A 19,632-nucleotide genomic window follows, 5' to 3' on the forward strand; every position below is an offset into this window, starting at 1 on the left:
GCTCAGTCCTGCCCGCGGTCCCGGCGGGCAGGTCTCCGGCGGCGGGCCGCTCGACACCCTTCCTCAAGACGACACGACTGACGTGCAGTCACGGACAGTCGCTCGATCCGAGTTGCGAAACAGCCCCCCCCTTTGTCTTCAGCCTCCGAAAGGAAGCCTCCATGCCTTCATCTGTCATGCCCACATCCAGGCAGGGTGACGGTCACCTGTCGACGACTGCAATCTCCGCCGTCGGGCTACGCAAGTCGTACGGCGAAAAGCTCGTCCTCGACGGTATCGATCTGCACATCCCGGCCGGGTCTGTGTTCGCGCTCCTCGGCCCGAACGGCGCCGGCAAGACCACCGCCGTCAAGATCCTCTCCACCCTGATCGCCGCCGACGCCGGCGAACTGCACGTCGGAGGCCATGACGTGGCGGCCGACCCGCAGGCGGTCCGTGCCGCGATCGGTGTCACCGGCCAGTTCTCCGCGGTCGACGGCCTGATCACCGGCGAGGAGAACATGCTCCTGATGGCGGACCTCCATCACCTGTGCAAGCGCGAGGGTCGGCGGGTCGCCGCCGAACTCCTGGAGCGTTTCGATCTGGTGGACGCCGCGAAGAAGCCGGTCTCCACGTACTCCGGCGGTATGAAGCGCCGCCTCGACCTCGCGATGACGCTGGTCGGCAGTCCGCGGATCATCTTCCTCGACGAGCCGACGACAGGGCTCGATCCGCGCTCCCGCCACAACATGTGGGCCATCATTCGCGGCCTCGTCTCCGACGGTGTCACCGTCTTCCTCACCACCCAGTACCTGGACGAGGCCGACGAACTCGCGGACCGCATCGCCGTGTTGAACGACGGGAAGATCGTCGCCGAGGGCACCGCGGAGGAACTGAAGCGGCTCGTCCCCGGAGGCCACGTACGGCTCCGCTTCACCGACCCGACGGCGTACCAGTCCGCAGCCGACGCTCTGCGTGAGGTCACTCGGGATGACCAGGCGCTGTCGCTGTCCATCCCCAGCGACGGCAGTCAGCGCGAACTGCGCTCCATTCTCGACTGGCTCGACTCCGTCGGCGTCGAGGCGGACGAACTGACCGTCCACACACCCGACCTCGACGACGTCTTCTTCGCCCTCACCAGCGGAGGCAACGTCCCCCACCAGCCCCAGAAGGACGCCCGATGAACTCCCTGTCCCTCGCCGTCCGCGACTCGCACACGATGCTGCGCCGCAATCTGCTGCACGCCTGGCGCTACCCGTCCGCGACGCTGAACCTGCTGCTCACGCCGATCATGATGCTGCTGCTCTTCGTCTACATCTTCGGCGACGTGATGAGCGCGGGCATCGCCGGCGGCGGCGCCGACCGCTCCGACTACATCGCCTACATCGTCCCGGGCATCCTGCTGATGACCGTCGGCAGCACCGTGATCGGGGCGGCGGTGTACGTCTCCATGGACATGACCGAGGGCCTCATCGCCCGTTTCCGCACGATGGCGGTCTACCGCGGCTCGGTGGTCGTCGGGCACGTCGTCGGCAGCGTGCTCCAGTCGGTCGCCAGCGTGGTCCTCGTCGGCGCCGTCGGCGTGGCCATCGGCTTCCGGTCCACGGACGCCACGGCCTTGGAGTGGCTGGCGGCGTTCGGTCTGATCGCGCTGTTCGCCCTGGCCCTCACCTGGATCGCCGTCGGCATGGGCATGGCCAGCCCGAACCCGGAGGCTGCCAGCAACATGGCGATGCCGCTGATCCTTCTCCCGCTCATCTCCAGCGCCTTCATCCCGGCCGGTACGATGCCGGGCTGGTTCCGGCCGATCGCCGAGTACCAGCCCTTCACCCCCGCCATCGAGACCCTCCGCGGCCTCCTCCTCGGCACCGAGATCGGCCACAACGGCTGGCTCGCCCTCGCCTGGTGCGTCGGCCTGATCGCGCTCGGCTACCGCTGGTCGACGGCACAGTTCAACCGCGACCCGATGTAGACACGACCGCGCCGGCCGCCTCCCGCAGCTCGTCCCGCCCCGTCTGCGTCAGACGGGGCGGGACGAGCTGCGGGAGTCCCATCGCAGCGAAGAGTGCACGGCTAGAACGCTGGCTCTTTCCCAGTCATTCACCGTCGACGGATCGGGTGTGGGGAGGGCGAACCGGCAACGAGAAGTTCACGAGCAGCAGGTGCAGCCCGGCTTGCAGCCGCACGCGTCCGCCTCGGTCGCGACGGCCCCGGCGGGCGCCGGGGTGTGGGTGGTGGGTGCGCAGCAGCCCTTGCCCTGCCAGGCGTCGTGGCCTTCCTTGACCGCGATGGCGGCGATCACGAGGGCGGCGATGGGGTCGGCCCAGGACCAGCCGATTGTGGCGTTGAGGGCCAGGCCGACCAGAAGGGCGGCGGAGAGGTAGGTGCACAGGAGAGTCTGCTTGGAGTCCGCGACCGCGCTGGCGGAGCCGAGTTCGCGTCCGGCGCGGCGTTGGGCGGCGGAGAGGAACGGCATGATCGCCAGCGAGAGGGCGGCGATGACGATGCCGGGGACGGACCGCTCTGCCTCGCCGGTGCCGGTGAGGGCGCGGACGGCGTCGACGCCGACGTAGGCGGCGAGGGCGAAGAAGGAGACGGCGATGATCCGCAGGGTGCGTTGCTCGCGCGCCTGGCGGACGGCGTGGTCGCGGGCGGAGAACTGCCAGGCGACCGCGGCGGCGGAGGAGACCTCGATGACGGAGTCGAGGCCGAAGCCGATCAGGGCGGTGGAGGAGGCGATCGTGCCGGCGGTGATCGCGACGACGGCCTCGATGACGTTGTAGGTGATCGTGGCGGCGACCAGGAGCCGTATTCGTTTGGCGAGCGCGTCGCGGCGGGCCGGGGACGGCCCGAGGGATATCGCGGTCATCTCAGCAGCAGTCCTTCGTGGCGGCGTCCGGGCAGGTCTGGTCGGACTCGACCGCGACCACGGCGGCCAGGAGGTGCTCCAGGGCATGGCCGAGGCGTGCGTCGGCGAGCTCGTAGCGGGTGCGCCGCCCGTCCGGCACCGTGACGACCAGGCCGCAGTCGCGCAGGCAGGCCAGGTGGTTCGACAGGCGGGTCCGCGAGATGCCGAGCGCGTCGGCGAGGTCGGCCGGGTAGGCAGGCGCGTCGCGCAGGGCGAGCAGGATGCGGCAGCGGATCGGATCGGCGAGCGCGCGGCCGAACCTGGCCAGCACCTCGATGTCGGAGGCAACAGTCAGCACGGCATGAAGATACACGTATCTCTGAATTCAGGGAACCCTGAACTGCGAGATCGAGGCGGGATGGCGGGATGTAACGCCTGCTACATTCTCGGTCGTGACGAATGCTGAGCAGGCTTTCCGATGGCTGATCCTGGTGGTCAAGCTGCCCGCCGACCCGTCCCGCCACCGCGTGGCGGTATGGCGAGAGCTGCGCAAGATCGGCGCCCTCTCCCTGGGGCAGGGCATCTGGGCGGTGCCGGAGGTGCCCGTCTTCGCCGACGGGGTCCGGCGCGCCCTCGAACTCACCGACAGCGCCGGCGGCCAGGGCGTGACGCTCCAGGCGTCCGGCCGCTCCGACCAGGACGCCGCCCGGTTCCGGGAGATGTTCACCGCCGCCCGCTCCGCGGACTGGACGGAGTTCCTCGCCGACTGCGCCAAGTTCGAGGAGGAGATCGCCAAGGAGATCCGGATCGCCAAGTTCACCCTGGCCGAACTGGAGGAAGAGGAGCAGAGCCTGGAGCGGCTCCGCCGCTGGCACCGCGACCTGACCGCCCGGGACGTCTTCGGGGCCCCCGAGGCAGCCGAAGCCGGCCGGCGGCTCAAGCAGTGCGCCACCGCCTGCGAGGACTACGCCGAGCGCGTCTTCGACGCGCTGCACACCACGGACGAGGACCTCGCATGACCGCGCAGCCCATAGCCCCGGCCGCCCCGAGACAAGCCATGTGGCCTCTGTACGCGGCCGGGTTCACGACCGCCTTCGGCGCCCACGGCATCGCCGCCAATCTCGGCGGCTTCTCCGAGGACGCCGTCACCTCCCTGCTCGTCCTCGGCGGACTGCTCGCCCTCTACGACGGCGCCGAGGTGCTCCTCAAGCCCGTCTTCGGTTCGCTCGCCGACCGCATCGGCGGCAAGCCCGTACTGCTCGGCGGTCTCATCGCGTTCGCCGCCGCTTCCGCGCTGTACGCGATCGCCGACAGCCCCGGCTGGCTGTGGGCCGCCCGCCTCGGCCAGGGTGCCGCGGCCTCCGCCTTCTCGCCCTCCGCATCCGCGCTGGTCGCCCGCCTCAACCCGGCCGCCAAACGCGGGCGCGCCTTCGGCTCGTACGGCTTCTACAAGTCCATCGGCTACACCCTCGGTCCGCTCCTCGGCGGCCTCCTCGTCTGGGCAGGCGGCCTGCGCCTGCTGTTCACGGTGATGGCCCTGTGCGCGGCGGCCGTCGCCGTGTGGGCCGCACGCGCGGTGCCCGTCGTGCCACCGCTGCCGCGCAAGCGGCAGACCGTCGCCGACCTCGCCCGCCGCCTGGCCGACCGCTCCTTCCTCGCCCCGACTGCAGCCCTCGCCGCCGCCACCGCCGCCCTATCCGTCGGCGTGGGCTTCCTGCCCGTCTCCGGAGCCGCGGCGGGACTCGGCACCGTCGCCACCGGCGCCGCCGTCTCCGTCCTGGCCGCCACCGCCGCCGTCGTCCAGCCGAAGTCCGGCCGTGCGCTCGACGCTGGACGCCTCACCATCAGCACCGGACTGCTCAGCGGACTGCTCATCACCGCCGCCGGCCTCGCGGCCGCCATGCTTCCCGGCCTCGCCGGCGTACTTCTCGCCGCCGCCCTCATCGGAACCGGCACCGGGCTGATCACCCCGCTCGGCTTCGCCGCCCTCGCCGCCTCCACCCCCGAGGAACGCATGGGCCAGACCATGGGATCGGCCGAACTCGGCCGCGAACTCGGCGACGCCGGAGGTCCCTTGCTCGTCGCCGGCGTCGCGACCGTCTCGACGCTCACCACGGGCTATGCGGCCCTCGCCCTGCTGCTGGCAGTCGGTCCGCTGCTCGCGTTGGCAATCCGTCCCCGCACGGCACCCGCGGCAGAGTAGCCCGAACACTTGGGTGCGTAGGTGAGGTCGGAGACCACCCATAAACGAGGTTCGAGAGCAGAGGATGACTTGGCGTCGCGCAAATGTCGCTGAGAGCTGACAGCACCCGCGAGCCGGCTAGTGCTGATCAGCTGTCACAACTGCTCGGCGGAGATGGCGGAGTCGCTGTGGTTGCCCTTGCAAGCACGGCTCGCCCGGCCGCCAAACCGCCGCGAAGTACTGGGGCCGATAGCGGTACTTCACCTTCTCGCCCTTGTCCCTGCTGGTGAGCGCCCAGCCCGCGCGCAACACGGTGTCGGCGGGGACGATCGTCACCGAGTGGTCGGGGAAGCGGCTGCCCAGCATGTGCTCGGCGAGCGTGAGCGCGAAGCCGATGCCGAGCTCGCCGGACTGCAGCGACTTGTAGTGGTCCGCGATGCGGTGGCCCTCGTCGGTGAGGCCGAGGAAGGAGTTACGACCGCCGGCCAGGGCCTGGGTGTACTTGAGCGCGCCCCAGTGCTCCGCCAGCCCCCGGCCCGCACCGCGCCACGACAGAGCGGTGGCTCGGGCGAGGGTGTGGAGGACGTCCCAGAGGGTCACTTCGAACTGCCGGGGCAGCTCCGTCTGCGGGATCGAGGCGAGGTCGGGCTTCCTGCGGAGCGGCTCGTCCTCGTTCTCCTTCCGCTTCCTGTCGTCCGCCGTGACGGCGGCCTTCACCTTGCCGATGAGTGCGTCGTCGGAGTGGACGGAGATGTTCGACGGCTGGGTCAGTTCCTGGAGCACTTCCTCGGCCGGCTTCAACAGCTCTCCTCACGGCGTGCGCGGGTGGTTCACCATCGGCCGGACCGTACGGAAGGGAGGAGCGGCGCACGCATGTGCGCAGGGGCGCGTGACCTGGGCTTCGGCCCTGGCAGGCCGGCGTCTGCGCCTTGGCCCCGCCTCGCTCGCGAGTTCCGCACTGCCGAGGGGCCTCGGGCGGGTGGCAGGCAGCGAGCTGGCTTCCGAGGCGGCCGAGCGTCGACCGGCTGATGGCCGAAGGAGCCGTGTTCCGTGAACCGGAGCGATGCCGTGCCCGACAGGGCGGTGGTGTGTGGGCGTACGTCGTGCCTGTGTGCAGAGCGGTCTCCCGCATACCTGATGGCTCATCAGGTAAGTCAGCATTCGGTCAGCATGAGTCCTCGCGCGTTCCGGGACGGTCGTCCCAACAGGCGTCGGTATGAAGGGAAAGCCCAGGTAGGAAGCCGTCTCACCTGACCGGGGCGATGTTCCTCACAAACATCGGACGGGGGTGTCGGTGTAGAGTCGAGACCGCCCTTGACCTGCAGAAAGCAGGCAGGGAGCCGTCTTCGAGGAGTCCACAGTGCTGCGCACTCTGTTCAAGTCCAAGATCCACCGGGCGACCGTGACCCAGGCCGATCTGCACTACGTCGGGTCCGTCACCGTCGACGCCGACTTGATGGAGGCGGCCGATCTGCTGCCCGGCGAGCTCGTGCACATCGTCGACATCGACAACGGGGCCCGGCTGGAGACGTACGTCATCGAGGGCGAGCGTGGCTCCGGGGTCATCGGGATCAACGGTGCCGCCGCCCACCTCGTGCACCCGGGCGACCTCGTGATCCTCATCAGCTACGCGCAGGTCGAGGACGCCGAGGCGCGCTCGTTCAGGCCGAGCGTGGTGCACGTCGACGCGGACAACCGCATCGTGGAGCTCGGGGAGGACGCCTCCGCGCCCGTTCCCGGGAGTGACACGGTCCGTGCACCGCACGCCGTGCCCGCACAGGTCTGAGCCGAGGGAGAGCCGCCGCATGCCCGAGCTGAAGATCCGCGACGACCGGACGAACGGGCGCCTGGAGGCGTTCGAGGGGGACACCTACGTCGGTGTCGTCGTCTACTTCGTCCTCGACGCCGAACCCCATGCCCTCGTGGCGGTCCACACCATCGTCGAGGACGGGCACGAGGGGAAGGGCATCGCCGGAGCGCTCGTGCGCGAGTTCTACACGATCGCCGCCGGCGAGGGCGTGCCCGTCGTGCCGCTCTGCCCGTACGCCGCCAAGTGGGCCGAGCGCCACCCGGACGAGGCCCCCGTCCCCCCGGCGGACGTCGTCCGCGCGGCGAAGCTCCAGCTCAAGGCCACCCCCGGCCTCTGGTGACCCCCGAAGGAAGGGACCCGGCGGGCGAGAGTCCGTCCGTCGGGTCACCCTGGGGAAGGCAGGATCCCGACGACCGAGAGGTCCGTGATGACGCACCCCTTCCCCGATCCGCAGCCCTCGCCCGTACCGCCCCCCGTGCCCTCCCCGCCGCCCGTACCCCCGCCCAACCCCGTACCGGTGCCGCCGGATCCCGTGCCCAACCCGGTGCCCGAGCCCGGCGGACCTGTTCCGGAACCCGAGCCTCAGCCCCAGCCGGGCCCCGCCGGGCTCCGCCCGCCGTCAACGGCAAGGTGACGTAAGAGGCTTGAGGTTCCGCGCGCGCCCTTGTCACGGAGCGTGCGCCACCCCTAACTTGGACGGCTGTCGCTGTGTTCCAAGGGGGGCCCATGGCCGTACGCGGACGTCACCGCCGCCACCAGCCGAGCCGGATCAACCGTGCCTCGCTCACCGTCACCGCCGGAGGTGCCGGCATGGCGCTCCCGCTGATCGGCGCGGGAGCCGTGCAGGCGGCCTCTCTGGACGTCTGGGAGAAGGTCGCGGCCTGCGAGTCCTCCTCCAGCTGGCACATCAACACCGGGAACGGCTACTTCGGCGGCCTCCAGTTCAGCCAGTCCACCTGGGAGAGCTACGGCGGCACGCACTACGCGCCGCGCGCCGACCTCGCCTCCAAGGACCAGCAGATCGTGATCGCCGAGCGCGTCCTCAAGGGGCAGGGGCCGGGCGCCTGGCCCTCGTGCGGGCCGCGCGCGGGCCTCGCCCGGGGCGGCGAGGCCCCCGACACCACCACGAAGTCCGCGTCCACCAGGGGGAACGCGCCACGGACCGCCTCCGTGCCGGGCCAGCGCGTCTTACCCGAGCAGGCCACCCGGCGCGCCGATCCGACCACCGTGCCCACGGTCCGCGAGATGTACACGGTCACGCCCGGCGACTCCCTCTCGAAGATCGCCCGCGAGGAGCGCGTCCAGGGCGGCTGGAAGCGGCTGTACGAGTCGAACCGGCCGGTCGTCGGCGACGACCCCGACCTGATCCACCCCGGCCAGCGGCTCACCCTGCGCATCGCCGCCCCCAGGAAGTCCGCCGAGTCTCCCGAGCTGATCGACGGGGGCAAGGCGACCAAGGGAGCCAAGGCGGTTCCGCGCGTCGTGACGTCCCCGGCCGTGAAGCCCGCCCCCTCGAAGCACCCGGTCGCGAAGACGCCCCCCGTGAAGACGCCTCCCGCGAAGACTCCCGCGGCGAAGGCTCCGGCCACCAAGGCGCCCGCCTCCAAGCCCTCGACTCCGAAGGCGCCCGCCACCAAGGCCCCGGCTCCCCGGGGCACTCCCGCGGCGAAGCCTTCCGTCAAGCCCAAGCCCAAGCCCAAGGCCACCAAGCCCGTCAGCCGGCCCGCGTCCAAGCCGCGGCCCGCCGCCGCGCCGGACGAGGACCGCTACTCCGCTCCCATCGCCGCCGGCATCGGCACCAGCTACGGCACCCGCGGCTCCTCCTGGTCCAGCGGCTACCACACCGGAGTCGATTTCCCCGTTCCCACCGGCACCTCGGTCAAGGCCGTCGCCGACGCACGGGTCGTCTCCGCGGGGTGGGGCGGCGCGTACGGCTACCAGGTCGTCCTGCGCCACGACGACGGCCGCTACAGCCAGTACGCGCACCTCTCCGCGCTCACCGTCCGCGAGGGACAGCGGGTCCAGGGCGGCCAGCGCATCGGACGCTCAGGGTCGACCGGCAACAGCTCGGGACCGCATCTCCACTTCGAGGTGCGGACGGGTCCCGGGTACGGCTCCGACATCGATCCGCTGGCCTACCTCAGGGCGCGGGGCGTCTCCATCTGACGGCGCCCCCGACGACGGCACCGATCGCGGTGACGACCCCGATCGCTCCGACGCCCCCGATCCCGCCGACGCCCCCGGATCTGACACCGACAGGGCCTCCGGCGGGACCGTCATGCGGTCGAGGGTGAGCTGGACCAGGCCGCCCGCCGCGACCGCGCCGCAGGCCAGTGCGGCGACGGTGCCCGCCGTGCCGTAGCGGAAGCTCTCGCCGAAGAGCGTGAGACCCACGGCCGCCGCGACCACCGGGTTCACCACGGTGACCGTGGCGAGCGGGGCGGCGAGCCCCGCGCCCCGGTACGAGGCCTGCGAGAGGAGCAGCCCGGTCACGGCGAGTGCCGAGAGCACGAGCAGCCCCGTCCACTCGGCGAGCGGGGCGGCGGAGGTCCACTCCTCGGCCACGGACTTGGTGAAGACCGAGGCCATGCCGAAGGAGACGCCGGCCCCGGCGGCCAGGATCACGCTGCGCAGCACGGACCGGCCCACCAGGTGGGCCGCAGTGAAGAGGACGGCCACCACGGCGGTCGTGCCCGCCGCGAGCATCCATCGCTCCCCGTCGGCGAGCGACTGCGCGTCGGAGCCGTTCGTGAGGCTCAGCAGGCCGGCGAGGCCGACCGTGGCCATGAGGGCGCCCCGCCAGGCCCGCCGCCCGGCCCGGCGGCCGACGAAGAGGGCCGCCATGGGCAGCGCGAAGACGATCGTGAGGGCGCCCAGCGGCTGGACCAGGCTGAGCGGACCGTAGGCGAGCGCGACCACGTGCAGGGTCGCGCCGAGACCGTTGAGCAGGACGGACACCCACCACGCCGGGCTGCGCAGCGGCGCGTAGCGCGGACCGGAGGCGGAGGCCGCGACCCGCTCCTGCACGATCGCGGCGGCAGCGTAGGCGACCGCCGAGACCAGGGACAGGAGCACGGACAGCAGGAGTGGGCTCATACCTTCCACGATCTCTCTTCCGGGCGGATTCGGCGTCGTACCAGGGAACGCTTCGGGGGGTACCGCCGTCGCAGTACACGGCGCGCGCGTACGACCGGAGATGTACACCCGCGCAGGTCGGAAGGGGTGGAACGGGATCATTCCGGCGTCCGGTTCCCGGTGCGGAAGAATCATGGAGGGGCGGCGGGCCCCGCCATGGACACGAGGAACCGGGGGCAGGCACGTGGGACCGGAGCTGGATCTCGTCGAGAGCGGATCGGTGGGCGGATTCTTCGCGCTGCGGACCACCCCGCCGGAGACCGGAGGGGAGCACCGCCCCCTCTCCCTGCTGTACGCGGGGGAGGACGGCCCCCTCACCGCGCGCGTGGACCGGGTCGCGGCCCGGCTCCACGCCCCCGAGCGGCGGGTCGGGGCCTCCGTCGCTCACCTCGGGCTCGCGGCGAGGCTCTGGTCGACCGCGCTCGGGCCGGCCGCGCTGTACGGCGCCTTCCCCGACCTCGCCCCCGGCGAGCTGCACTGGGACGGGGCGCTGACCTCGCCCGACGACCTGTGGTGGTCCGGTTCGGGCACCCGCCCCGCCACCGTCGACGCCCTCCGCGAGGCCGTTCAGGAGGCCCACCTCGTCCCGCTGCACGCGGCGCTGCGCCGCGACGGCCGGATCTCGCCCCGGCTGCTCTGGGGCAACGCCGGCTCCGCCCTCGCCGGCGCCCTGCGCGAGCTGACCCGCTGGTCCCGCGCGCGGGACCGGCCGGAGGTCGCCGAGCGGGCCGCCGCCCTGGTCTCCGGGCTCCTCGACCAACCGGACCTCGCCGGCACGGTCCGCGGCCCCCGGCTGCGCCGCTCCAGCTGCTGCCTCTACTACCGGTGTCCCGGTGGCGGACTGTGCGGGGACTGTGTCTTCGACCACGCCCCCCGAACGGGTTTGGAGGCGCGGCCCCCCGCTCCGTAAAGTTGGGTCTTTGAATGCCCGCGAACGGCGACGTACGAGCGAACGAGGAACCCGAAGGCCATGACGGTGACCGAAGAAACCCAGGACTACGGGCCGGGCGTCGACCCCGAGCGCCTGGCCGTCTGCCTCAGCGTCCTCGACGAGCTCGACAAGCTGGACGTCGACCACCCGGACGCGATCATGGTCCGGCGCGCCACCGCCGGGATCTACCGGACCGTGAAGCAGCGTCGCCGCCAGGAGCGCCGGGCCGCCAAGACCGCCAACGACAAGGCGGTCACCGAGGCCACGGCCACCGGTTCCGCGCAGCGCATCGACGACGAGACCGAGGGCATCCTGCCCTCCTCGGTCACGGAGGAGGGGCGGATCGCGGGGATACTCCAGCGTCCGCGCTCCTGCTACGTCTGCAAGACGCGCTTCGTCGAGGTCGACTACTTCTACCACCAGCTCTGCCAGCCGTGCGCGACGCTCAACCGGGCCAAGCGGGACGCGAGCGCCGACCTCACCGGCAAGCGCGCGCTGCTCACCGGCGGCCGGGCCAAGATCGGCATGTACATCGCGCTGCGGCTGCTCCGCGACGGTGCCCACACGACCATCACCACGCGCTTCCCCAAGGACGCCATCCGCCGCTTCAAGGCCATGGACGACTCCGCGGACTGGATGCACCGACTGGAGGTCGTCGGCATCGACCTGCGCGACCCGGCCCAGGCCGTGGCGCTCGCCGACCAGATGGCCGAGGCCGGGCCCCTGGACATCCTCATCAACAACGCGACGCAGACCGTGCGCCGACTGCCCTCCGCCTACGCCGCCCTGGTCGACGGCGAGAGCGCCCCGCTGCCCGCGGGCGAGCTCCCGGCCCACCACGTCATCGGCGCCTTCAACTCCGGCGCGGTCGGCGAGCTCGTCAGCGGCTCGTCGCTGCCCGCCGGCGTGAGCGGCCTGGAGGCCCAGCAGGTCGCCGACCTCGCGCTCGTCGCGGGCAACGCCACCATCGCCAAGCACCTCGACGGCACCGCCATCGACGCCGGCGGCCTGGTGCCGGACGTCGTCGAGAGCAACACCTGGGTGCAGAGCATCGAGCAGATCTCCCCGGTGGAGCTCCTCGAGACCCAGCTGTGCAACTACACGGCGCCGTTCATCCTGATCAGCAAGCTCCGTCCGGCGATGGCCGAGGCCGCGAAGAAGGCGGCCAGCGGGCGCGCCTACGTCGTCAACGTCTCGGCGATGGAGGGCGTCTTCAGTCGCGGCTACAAGGGCGCCGGGCACCCGAACACCAACGCGGCGAAGGCCGCGATGAACATGGTGACGCGGACCAGCGGCCAGGAGATGTTCCAGACCGACGGCATCCTCATGACCTCGGTCGACACCGGCTGGATCACCGACGAGCGTCCGCACTTCGACAAGCTGCGCCTGGCCGAGGAGGGCTTCCACGCCCCCCTCGACCTGGTCGACGGCGCGGCCCGCGTCTACGACCCGGTCGTGCGCGGCGAGGCCGGCGAGGACCTCTACGGCTGCTTCCTGAAGGACTACGCCCCCGCCAACTGGTAAACGGCGGATCCCGTCCCCGGTCGGGGGCGGGTCCGGCCCCCGGCCGGACCGCGGCCCTGTGCCGTCCGAAAAGAGCGCTCTACTCCCTGGTAGAGCGCTCTTTTCGGCTTCATTCACTCGAACGCATCACACTTCTGAGCCCGGTAGAGCGCGGACGCGCTCATTTGGTTACTCTGATGTTCACGGTCGGCCACCGAGGAGACACACCATCCTCACGGCCGGTCCGGGGACTGGCCTTCCACCAAGGCCGCGGTCCCGCCCGACGAACGGCGCCACCGCGACCGACGGCACCAAGTCCCCATTGGTACGCGACACAAAGGAGTGCGCGGTGACACCCGAACTGACGAAGCAGGAACCGGCACCGGCCGAACCCAAGGACCGGCCCCGCCGGAACGGCGAGCTCGGAAGCCTCGACGTGTGGGCCCACGCGGCCCCGATCCGGCTGGCGGGCTACGAGGACGACCTCGCGGAGCCCCACATCCTGCCCGGTATCGACTGAGCCTCCGGTGCCCTGACCGTCCTGACGTGACCTTTGCTTCACCCGGTGCCCCCGACCGCCTTCCGGCCGGGGGCACCGCCGCGTCCCGCGCGCGTACGCGTCCGTCAGCGGTCCGCCCGCTCCCGGAGCCGGATCGGTGGCAGGTACTCCCGCAGCAGTGTGCGGTGCCACCAGGCCCCGGTCGCGCGCAGCTCGCGCCAGGTCGTGTACCGGTACCGGTACAGCCGGGCGCGGACATGCGTCGGCGGCGCGTCGGGGAACGGGTTGTGGGCGAGCAGCCGCAGCGTGTCGCGGTCGCCGTCGAGCAGCCGCTCCACGAAGGGCCCGAACCAGTCCCGCGCGTACCCGGGGGAGAGCGCCGCGAACCACATCAGCCAGTCCAGGCGGAGGTGGTACGGGGCGAACTGACGCGGCAGCCTGCGGGGGTCGCCGGGCTTGCCCCGGAAGCCGTACTCCCGCCACACCGTGCCCGCGTGCGGTACCGGGTCGTCGGTGCCCTCGACGACGATCTCGTCCCGCACGCGGCCGACCGTGCCGAAGGCGCCGTAGGTGTTGACCAGGTGGAACGGGTCGTACGAGCGGTTCATGGCCTGGTTGCGGGAGAGTAGGTTCCGCACCGGGCGGTAGCTCCGGACCAGGACGAAGCCGGTCACCGCGACGACCGCGACCACGTACCAGAGCGGCGGATCCGGCCGTGGGTGCGCACCGGTGAGCGCGGAGGCGTCCACGACCGAGACGGCGAGCACGATGGTCAGCCAGTTCAGCCAGGCGAAGTTGCCGGAGAGCACCAGCCACAGCTGCGTCGCGATCATGAGGCAGGCGGCGAACGTGGCCACCGGCTGCGGGGTGAAGAGCAGGAACGGCACGAACAGCTGGACGACGTGGTTGGCGCCCGCCTCGACCCGGTGCAAGGGGCGCGGGAGGTGGTGGAAGAACCAGCTCAGCGGGCCGGGCATCGGCTGCGTCTCGTGGTGGTGGTAGAGACAGGTCAGGTTCCGCCAGCAGCGGTCGCCCCGGATCTTGATGAGACCCGCGCCGAACTCGACCCGGAAGAGCAGCCAGCGCAGCAGGAAGAGGACCAGCACGGGCGGTCCCGTGTCGGCGTTGCCGAGGAAGACCGCGAGGAACCCGGTCTCCAGGAGCAGCGACTCCCAGCCGAAGGAGTACCAGGTCTGGCCCACGTTCACGATCGACAGGTACAGCGCCCAGAGCACGAACCACAGGAGCATCGACACCGGCAGCGGCACCGCGTCACCGGCGCCCGCCACGAGGGCCAGGGCGATCGCGGCCCCGGTCCAGGCGACGGTCGCGAACAGCCGGTCGGAGTAGCGCCAGTGGAAGAGCGAGGGGGCGTGGCGGGGCCGGGTCCGGCGCAGGTACTCCGGTACGGGGAGCATGCCGCGCTCGCCCATCAGCGCCCGGAACTGGAGGGCGGCCGACAGGAAGGCCACGCAGTACAGCCCGGCGAGGCCCCGCTGGAACAGGATCCGGCTCAGCCAGAGGTCGGGCGCGGTGAACCACTCCATCACTTCCAGTATCGGCCCGGCGTCACGCCCTGACGAGACGCCGGAGGGTCCGGCCGAGTCGGCGGGCGTACGCCCGCTGGAGCACGGGGACCAGCGGGCCGGCGAGCCGGGTGTACCAGGCGGCGGGCCGGCTGAACGCGGTGACCGTGAACCGGACCGTGCCGTCGGGGGCGAGGTCGACGACGAAGGACTCCTCGCCGCACTCCGGGTGCCCGGTCAGGGTGCCGTAGGCGAAGCCGGTCCGGGTCTCCTCGTACGCCGTCCAGATCACCGTGCAGGGGACGCCGAGCCGGAGCCGGCCGATCCCCGCCGACACCTCCAGGTGGGCACCGGGCTCGGCGCGGACGGCCTCGCTGCGGACGGTCGCCCCGGAGGCCCTGTGCGTACGCCAGGTGGTGACGGCGGCACCGGCGGCCTCGAAGGCGGCACGGCCCTGGCCGACGACCGTGCTGTACCGCAGGTGGTGGTAGCCCTCGGGGAGGTCCTCGGGGGAGCGGGTGGCGCCGACCTCGCGGTAGGTGAGGCCCGGGCGGGGGCGGGCGGTGCGGGAGAAGCTGTTCGTGAGGCGGGTCATGCCGGGAGCTCCGTTCGCGGGTGAGCCGGGTGAGCTGGGTGAGCCGGGTGGGCCGGGTGAGCTGGGTGAGCCGGGTGGGCCGGGTGAGCTGGGTTGGCCGGGTGAGCTGGGTGGGCCGGGCGAGGCGGTGCGGGTGCTGGGGGTGGTGTGTGCTGGTCGGTGCGGTCGCTCTGGAGGCGGCGCCGGGCGAGCAGGGCGCAGACCGCGAAGCCGAGGGCGTTGCCCAGGCCGTGTGTCGCGGCCGTCCAGGTCAGGCCGAGGTGCGGCAGCCCGGTGGCCTCGCCGAGCGCCCAGCTCAGCGCGAGCAGCATGGTGACCACGAGGACCAGGGCCGAGACGGCGAGCAGTGCGCGCGTGAGCCGGCCGGTCGCGAGCTCGCGGCGCTCGCGCAGGGTCAGGACGGCGACCCCCGCCATGCCGGCCGTCAGGACGACCGCCCCGGCGAACTCGGCCCAGTCGTCGAGGAAGTAGCCGACCAGGACCAGCAGCGTGCCCGCCGGGACGCTGAGCGCGGCGAAGCGGGCCGTGGGGCCGTCGTCGGCGCGGCAGACGAGACCGGCGACCAGCGCGGCGGCGAAGCCCGCGAAGTGGAAGTGCGGGACGGTCAGCGCGAGGAGGTCCAGGTCGAAGCCGAAGAGCGGGTACGAGGCCCGTTCGGCGACGAGCGCCAGGCCGGCGACCGAGGGGGCGGCAAGCGCGGTGAGGACGGCGACCTCTCTGGGGTGCAGGGAGCGGGTGAGCACGAGGCGGGCCGGTGCCTGGAGCGCCAGGGCCACGGTGGCCAGGGCGTAGACGGCGGCGAGTCCGGCCGAGACTCCGGAGCGGGGCAGCCACAGGGCCAGCGCTCCGGGGACGGCGAGCAGCGGCCAGGCGCGCCGGAGTGGCTCCAGGCCCGGTGGCCTGGGTGCGTCCAGGAGTGCGAGCCCCGTCGGTACCACCCAGAACATGCCGATCATCACGACCGGATTCACCAGGATCGACAGCGCGGTCACCGGACACCCCCCGACTTGAACGTGTTCAACTGTCGAGCCGAGCCTAGAGTCTTTCTTGAACGTGTTCAAGTGGGGTGTTCGGCCGGGCGGGTGCCGACCGACCCGGTCGGCCTTCCTCCGCTTGCGGGGCCCCGGGTGCTGCGACAGATATGAGGGACTGGCCGGAACCGGGCGCCGGGCCCCGGATCGAGACAACGGGAGAACCAGGTGCGCACATCTCAGCGGCGCCGGACGCGGCGGACCCCCACCGCGATCACCGCGGCGCTCGCCTCGGCTCTCCTCGTCGCCGGCTGCTCCTCCGACGAGCAGGGCGGGAGCCACGGCGAGCAGCCCGCAGCCGCCGCGGCCCAGGAGATCCACCTCCAGCCGCTCACCGCACGGGGCCCCGACCCCTTCACCGCCTCCACCGCCCGGATCACCGGCCGGACGGTCGTCCCGGAGCGGGACCCGGCAGCCGCCTCCGTCCAGCAGGCCCGCGAGATCACCGGCTCCACCCCCGGCCTCTACGGCGGTACCCGCTCGGAGGCCAGCTGCGACGTCGAGCAGCAGGTCTCCTTCCTCTCCGGTGACCCGGGCAGGACGCGCGCCTTCGCCGAGGCCGCCGGCATCCCCGAGGTGAACGTCCCCGGCTGGCTGCGCGGGCTGACCCCCGTCGTCCTGCGCGCGGACACCCGGGTCACCAACCACGGCTACCGGGGCGGCCGAGCCGCCCCCTTCCAGTCCGTCCTCCAGTCCGGTACGGCGGTCCTCGTCGACCAGTACGGCTCCCCGCGCGTCCGCTGTGCCTGCGGCAACCCGCTCCGCAGCCCGGTCTCGGCCCAAGGAGGAGTCCACCAGGGCGAGCCCTGGGAGGGCTTCGACCCCGAGTACGTGATCGTCGTCCGGCCGACCAGCACCGTCGTCACCAGCCTGGTGATCGTGAACGCCGCGGACAAAAGCTGGATCGAGCGCAGGACCGGCAGCGACGGGGCCGAGGACCGGAAGCCAGCCGTGGACCCGGACTGCGACCCGGACGCGTGCCACCTGACCGGCACCGTCACCCCGGAGACCCCGGACTCGGCGACCCCGGACTCCGTGGTGCCCGCCCCCGCGACCCCCGAGCCGTCGCGCCCCGACGTGGCCACGCCCTCCGCGCCGGATCCGACCGGCCCCGCTCCCGTGAACCCCGACCCGTCCGGGGCCCCGACCCCCGACGCGCCCGCGGAGCCGTCCACCGACCCGTTCGCCGATCCGCCCGTCGATCCGCCCTCGGACCCGTACGAGAATCCGTACGCCGACCCGTACGCCGAGCCCCCCGTCTCCCCGCCCGACGTCCCGGAAGGGGAGCTGCCGCCCGGGGAGCTCTTCCCGCCCGACATGCAGGAGCAGCCCGACACGGGGCAGGAGCAGCCCGAGACCTTCGAAGGATGAAGGGGGCGAAGGGGGGAAACGGATCTTCGTGGTGCGCAGGGGCGGGGCTGCGCCTAGCGTGGCCCCATGAACGCGGGTAGAGGGGGCGGGGAGGCGGCCGAGCGGGCCGGAGCCCGGATCCTGCACGACTACGGCTCGGCCTTCCGGATGGGCGGCTTCGACTGGGACCTGCTCACCGGGACGATGAGCATGGACGACGCCGCCCTCGAGGTCTTCGACATGGGCCGGGACGAGTACGCCGACCGGCCCGAGAGCCTCGGTTCCCGCGTCCTGCCCGACGAGGGCCGCCGCCTCGACACGCTGGTGGCCCAGGCGCTCAAGGAGGGCAGCGACCAGTACGGCGCGTACTTCCGCATCCGCCGCCGCGACGGCAGCCACCAGTGGACCCACACCCAGGGCCTGGTCGAGCGGGACGACACGGGCCGTCCGGTGCGCATCGTGGGCGTGATCCGCGACGCCACCCACGAGCTGACCGAGTCCGCCGCCCGGCTGGGCCTCGACGAGGGCCGCCGGCAGCGCGCCGGTGTCGTCGAGGGCACCACGGCCGCCCTCGCCTACGCCCGGACCGTGCAGGACGTCATCGACCTGCTCAACGACTCGCACGCCCTCGAACACTTCGGTGCCGCCAGCCTCGTCATGGGTCTCCTCGAAGCTGGCCGCATCCATCTCGTCGCCGAGGGGCCCAACGGCGCCTTCGTGCCGGGCACCCGCTTCACCCGGGTGGACGAGCCGTACCCGATGAGCGAGGTGATCAGGACCCTGCGGCCCCGGTTCATCGACTCGGCCCGCGACTTCGCCGACTCCTTCCCCGTGCTCTGGCCGCACATCAGCGGGCTCGGCATCACCGCCGCCGCCTATCTGCCGCTCATCGCGCAGGCCCGGCCCATCGGCGCGCTCGGCCTGCTCTACAGCGACAAGACCGGATTCAGCGAGGACGAGCGGACCCTGCTCGTCGCCCTCGGCAGCAGCATCGCCCAGAGCCTCCAGCGGGCCATGCTGTACGAGCAGGAGCACGACCTCGCCGAAGGGCTCCAGCAGGCGATGCTGCCGCGCCGGATCCCCGAGGTGCCCGGCGCGCAGACGGCCGTCCGCTACCGCTCGGCCCGCCTCGGCCGGGACATCGGCGGCGACTGGTACGACATCATCGCGCTCCCCGGGGGGCGCGTCGGCGCCGTCATCGGCGACGTCCAGGGCCACGACACCCACGCGGCGGCCGTCATGGGCCAGCTGCGGATCGTGCTGCGCGCCTACGCCGCCGAGGGGCACCCCCCGGCCACCGTCATGGCCCGGGCCTCGGTCTTCCTGCACGAGCTCGACACCGAACGCTTCGCCACCTGCACGTACGCCGAGGTCGACCTCGGCACCGGGGTCGTCCAGATCGTCCGCGCCGGCCATGTCGACCCGCTGGTCAGGGAGATCGACGGCAGTTGCCGCAGGCTCCCCGTCGAGGGCGGGCTGCCGCTCGGGCTCTCCGCGGAGTTCGGCCGGCTCGACTACCCCGTGACCACCCTGGAGCTCGACCCCGGACAGACCCTGATGCTCTACACCGACGGCCTCGTGGAGAAGCCGGGCGCCGACCTCGACGAGGGCTTCCAGTGGCTGACCTCCCTCGTCCGGCGCGGCTCCGCCGACCTCCAGCAGCTCGCCGACCACCTCTGCGACGTGGTCGCCGACCGCGGCGGCGAGGACGACGTGGCGATCCTGCTGCTGCGTCGTCAGGCCGCCTTCGCTCCCCACGGGGCCGGGCGGTTCCAGCAGCACGTGGCCCAGAGCGACCCGGAGGCGCTCAGCTCGGCCCGGCACATGATCAGGGCCGCGGTGCGGGCCTGGGGCGCGGGGGAGCGCGCCGACGAGATCGAGCTGGTCGCCGACGAGCTGATGACCAACGCGCTGATGCACACCGACGGCGGCGCGATCGTGACCCTGCGGGCCCTCAGCGGGCCCGAGCGGCTGCGCGTGGAGGTCGAGGACCGGTCCAGCGCGCTGCCCAGGCGCCGCGAGGCGGGAGACGCGGGCGTCTCCGGGCGGGGGCTGCTGCTGGTCGAGCAGCTCTCGGACGCGTGGGGCGTCGAATCGAGGGGCGGCGGCAAGTGCGTCTGGTGCGAGTTCACGGTGACGCACTGAATGATCCGAGGATGTTAACTTAGCGTGAAGTGATCGTACTTGACCGTAACTGTCGGTACGCGATTGACTTCGTTCTCCCGCCTCTCCGCGCAGGACGT

At 72.2% G+C, this 19,632-nt stretch carries 18 protein-coding genes and 1 pseudogene; 12 read left to right on the forward strand and 7 right to left on the reverse strand.

Features of this window, described 5'->3' with window-relative positions:
* The first annotated feature begins 176 nt into the window (after positions 1-176).
* Together SGA01_RS05720 and SGA01_RS05725 are read left to right on the forward strand one after the other, a co-directional pair.
* Positions 177-1,163, forward strand: coding sequence for an ATP-binding cassette domain-containing protein (locus tag SGA01_RS05720; RefSeq protein ID WP_229918391.1), 987 nt, complete (start codon positions 177-179; stop codon positions 1,161-1,163).
* Positions 1,160-1,951 carry an ABC transporter permease gene (locus SGA01_RS05725; RefSeq protein ID WP_141293942.1) on the forward strand — a complete coding sequence of 264 codons (792 nt, stop codon included), beginning with the start codon at positions 1,160-1,162 and terminating at the stop codon, positions 1,949-1,951. Before SGA01_RS05720 ends, SGA01_RS05725 begins: the two co-directional genes overlap by 4 nt.
* Positions 1,952-2,128: 177 nt before the next feature.
* On the opposite strand, the gene SGA01_RS05730 is transcribed toward SGA01_RS05725, so the two are convergent.
* On the reverse strand, positions 2,129-2,848 hold the full coding sequence (locus SGA01_RS05730; RefSeq protein ID WP_141293944.1) for a cation efflux transmembrane domain-containing protein: 720 nt from the start codon (positions 2,846-2,848) through the stop codon (positions 2,129-2,131).
* A 1-nt stretch (position 2,849) separates the two neighbouring features.
* On the reverse strand, positions 2,850-3,185 hold the full coding sequence (locus SGA01_RS05735) for an ArsR/SmtB family transcription factor (RefSeq protein WP_141293946.1): 336 nt from the start codon (positions 3,183-3,185) through the stop codon (positions 2,850-2,852).
* A 94-nt stretch (positions 3,186-3,279) separates the two neighbouring features.
* Between SGA01_RS05735 and SGA01_RS05740 the strand changes: the two genes are divergently transcribed.
* Positions 3,280-3,846: a Chromate resistance protein ChrB gene (locus tag SGA01_RS05740; RefSeq protein ID WP_141293948.1), complete on the forward strand. Its 567-nt coding sequence runs from the start codon at positions 3,280-3,282 to the stop codon at positions 3,844-3,846.
* On the forward strand, positions 3,843-5,030 hold the full coding sequence (locus tag SGA01_RS05745) for an MFS transporter (protein WP_229918392.1): 1,188 nt from the start codon (positions 3,843-3,845) through the stop codon (positions 5,028-5,030). The genes SGA01_RS05740 and SGA01_RS05745 overlap by 4 nt, the downstream gene beginning before the upstream one ends.
* Positions 5,031-5,147: 117 nt before the next feature.
* Here SGA01_RS05745 and SGA01_RS05750 read toward each other — a convergent pair whose 3' ends face one another.
* Positions 5,148-5,810 carry a hypothetical protein gene (locus tag SGA01_RS05750; RefSeq protein WP_174867211.1) on the reverse strand — a complete coding sequence of 221 codons (663 nt, stop codon included), beginning with the start codon at positions 5,808-5,810 and terminating at the stop codon, positions 5,148-5,150.
* Positions 5,811-6,369: 559 nt separating this feature from the next.
* Here SGA01_RS05750 and panD point away from each other — a divergent pair.
* The 3 genes from panD to SGA01_RS05765 all read left to right on the forward strand — a co-directional run bounded on the left by panD (position 6,370) and on the right by SGA01_RS05765 (position 8,985).
* The gene (gene panD / locus SGA01_RS05755) at positions 6,370-6,795 is read left to right on the forward strand and encodes an aspartate 1-decarboxylase (protein ID WP_141293950.1); all 426 of its coding nucleotides are present in this window, start codon (positions 6,370-6,372) and stop codon (positions 6,793-6,795) included.
* Positions 6,796-6,814: 19 nt separating this feature from the next.
* A complete protein-coding gene (locus SGA01_RS05760) occupies positions 6,815-7,159 on the forward strand; it encodes a GNAT family N-acetyltransferase (protein ID WP_141293952.1) in 345 nt (114 codons plus the stop codon).
* Between the two features lie 386 nt (positions 7,160-7,545).
* The gene (locus tag SGA01_RS05765) at positions 7,546-8,985 is read left to right on the forward strand and encodes a transglycosylase family protein (protein WP_141293954.1); all 1,440 of its coding nucleotides are present in this window, start codon (positions 7,546-7,548) and stop codon (positions 8,983-8,985) included.
* Here SGA01_RS05765 and SGA01_RS05770 read toward each other — a convergent pair.
* Positions 8,866-9,915, reverse strand: coding sequence for a DMT family transporter (locus SGA01_RS05770; protein WP_268257677.1), 1,050 nt, complete (start codon positions 9,913-9,915; stop codon positions 8,866-8,868). The genes SGA01_RS05765 and SGA01_RS05770 overlap by 120 nt on opposite strands.
* Before the next feature lie 235 nt (positions 9,916-10,150).
* Here SGA01_RS05770 and SGA01_RS05775 point away from each other — a divergent pair, with 235 nt between their 5' ends.
* The 3 genes from SGA01_RS05775 (at position 10,151) to SGA01_RS40895 (ending at position 12,908) form a co-directional block, all read left to right on the forward strand.
* Entirely contained in the window at positions 10,151-10,864 is a 714-nt protein-coding gene (locus tag SGA01_RS05775; protein ID WP_141294176.1) for a (2Fe-2S)-binding protein, read from the forward strand.
* Positions 10,865-10,924: 60 nt separating this feature from the next.
* Positions 10,925-12,409 (forward strand): SDR family NAD(P)-dependent oxidoreductase, encoded by a 1,485-nt coding sequence (locus SGA01_RS05780; protein ID WP_141293958.1) that lies wholly within the window; start codon positions 10,925-10,927, stop codon positions 12,407-12,409.
* A gap of 328 nt (positions 12,410-12,737) precedes the next feature.
* Positions 12,738-12,908 carry a hypothetical protein gene (locus SGA01_RS40895; RefSeq protein WP_167534019.1) on the forward strand — a complete coding sequence of 57 codons (171 nt, stop codon included), beginning with the start codon at positions 12,738-12,740 and terminating at the stop codon, positions 12,906-12,908.
* Positions 12,909-13,012: 104 nt separating this feature from the next.
* Here SGA01_RS40895 and SGA01_RS05785 read toward each other — a convergent pair whose 3' ends face one another.
* From SGA01_RS05785 to SGA01_RS05795, 3 genes and pseudogenes are all read right to left on the reverse strand, one after another.
* Positions 13,013-14,434, reverse strand: coding sequence for a lipase maturation factor family protein (locus tag SGA01_RS05785; protein WP_141293960.1), 1,422 nt, complete (start codon positions 14,432-14,434; stop codon positions 13,013-13,015).
* Between the two features lie 22 nt (positions 14,435-14,456).
* Positions 14,457-15,008 (reverse strand): DUF1990 domain-containing protein, encoded by a 552-nt coding sequence (locus SGA01_RS05790; RefSeq protein WP_141293962.1) that lies wholly within the window; start codon positions 15,006-15,008, stop codon positions 14,457-14,459.
* A 158-nt stretch (positions 15,009-15,166) separates the two neighbouring features.
* Positions 15,167-15,991: pseudogene (locus tag SGA01_RS05795) on the reverse strand (YndJ family protein); the annotation flags it as partial.
* Positions 15,992-16,207: 216 nt separating this feature from the next.
* Between SGA01_RS05795 and SGA01_RS05800 the strand changes: the two are divergent.
* Together SGA01_RS05800 and SGA01_RS05805 are read left to right on the forward strand one after the other, a co-directional pair.
* Entirely contained in the window at positions 16,208-17,410 is a 1,203-nt protein-coding gene (locus tag SGA01_RS05800) for a DUF6777 domain-containing protein (RefSeq protein WP_141293964.1), read from the forward strand.
* Between the two features lie 66 nt (positions 17,411-17,476).
* Positions 17,477-19,534 carry a SpoIIE family protein phosphatase gene (locus tag SGA01_RS05805; RefSeq protein WP_141293966.1) on the forward strand — a complete coding sequence of 686 codons (2,058 nt, stop codon included), beginning with the start codon at positions 17,477-17,479 and terminating at the stop codon, positions 19,532-19,534.
* The last annotated feature ends 98 nt before the right edge of the window (positions 19,535-19,632 follow it).

Source organism: Streptomyces gardneri (assembly GCF_006539185.1).
Taxonomy (GTDB): Bacteria; Actinomycetota; Actinomycetes; order Streptomycetales; family Streptomycetaceae; genus Streptomyces; species Streptomyces gardneri.

Excerpts from the sequence above, each read along its gene's own strand:
- SGA01_RS05720 (WP_229918391.1), top strand. The coding sequence starts at position 177 with ATGCCCACATCCAGGCAGGGTGACGGTCACCTGTCGACGACTGCAATC.
- SGA01_RS05725 (WP_141293942.1), top strand. The coding sequence starts at position 1,160 with ATGAACTCCCTGTCCCTCGCCGTCCGCGACTCGCACACGATGCTGCGC.
- SGA01_RS05730 (WP_141293944.1), bottom strand. The coding sequence starts at position 2,848 with ATGACCGCGATATCCCTCGGGCCGTCCCCGGCCCGCCGCGACGCGCTC.
- SGA01_RS05745 (WP_229918392.1), top strand. The coding sequence starts at position 3,843 with ATGACCGCGCAGCCCATAGCCCCGGCCGCCCCGAGACAAGCCATGTGG.
- SGA01_RS05760 (WP_141293952.1), top strand. The coding sequence starts at position 6,815 with ATGCCCGAGCTGAAGATCCGCGACGACCGGACGAACGGGCGCCTGGAG.
- SGA01_RS05765 (WP_141293954.1), top strand. The coding sequence starts at position 7,546 with ATGGCCGTACGCGGACGTCACCGCCGCCACCAGCCGAGCCGGATCAAC.
- SGA01_RS05770 (WP_268257677.1), bottom strand. The coding sequence starts at position 9,915 with ATGAGCCCACTCCTGCTGTCCGTGCTCCTGTCCCTGGTCTCGGCGGTC.
- SGA01_RS05780 (WP_141293958.1), top strand. The coding sequence starts at position 10,925 with ATGACGGTGACCGAAGAAACCCAGGACTACGGGCCGGGCGTCGACCCC.
- SGA01_RS05785 (WP_141293960.1), bottom strand. The coding sequence starts at position 14,434 with ATGGAGTGGTTCACCGCGCCCGACCTCTGGCTGAGCCGGATCCTGTTC.
- SGA01_RS05790 (WP_141293962.1), bottom strand. The coding sequence starts at position 15,008 with ATGACCCGCCTCACGAACAGCTTCTCCCGCACCGCCCGCCCCCGCCCG.
- SGA01_RS05805 (WP_141293966.1), top strand. The coding sequence starts at position 17,477 with ATGAACGCGGGTAGAGGGGGCGGGGAGGCGGCCGAGCGGGCCGGAGCC.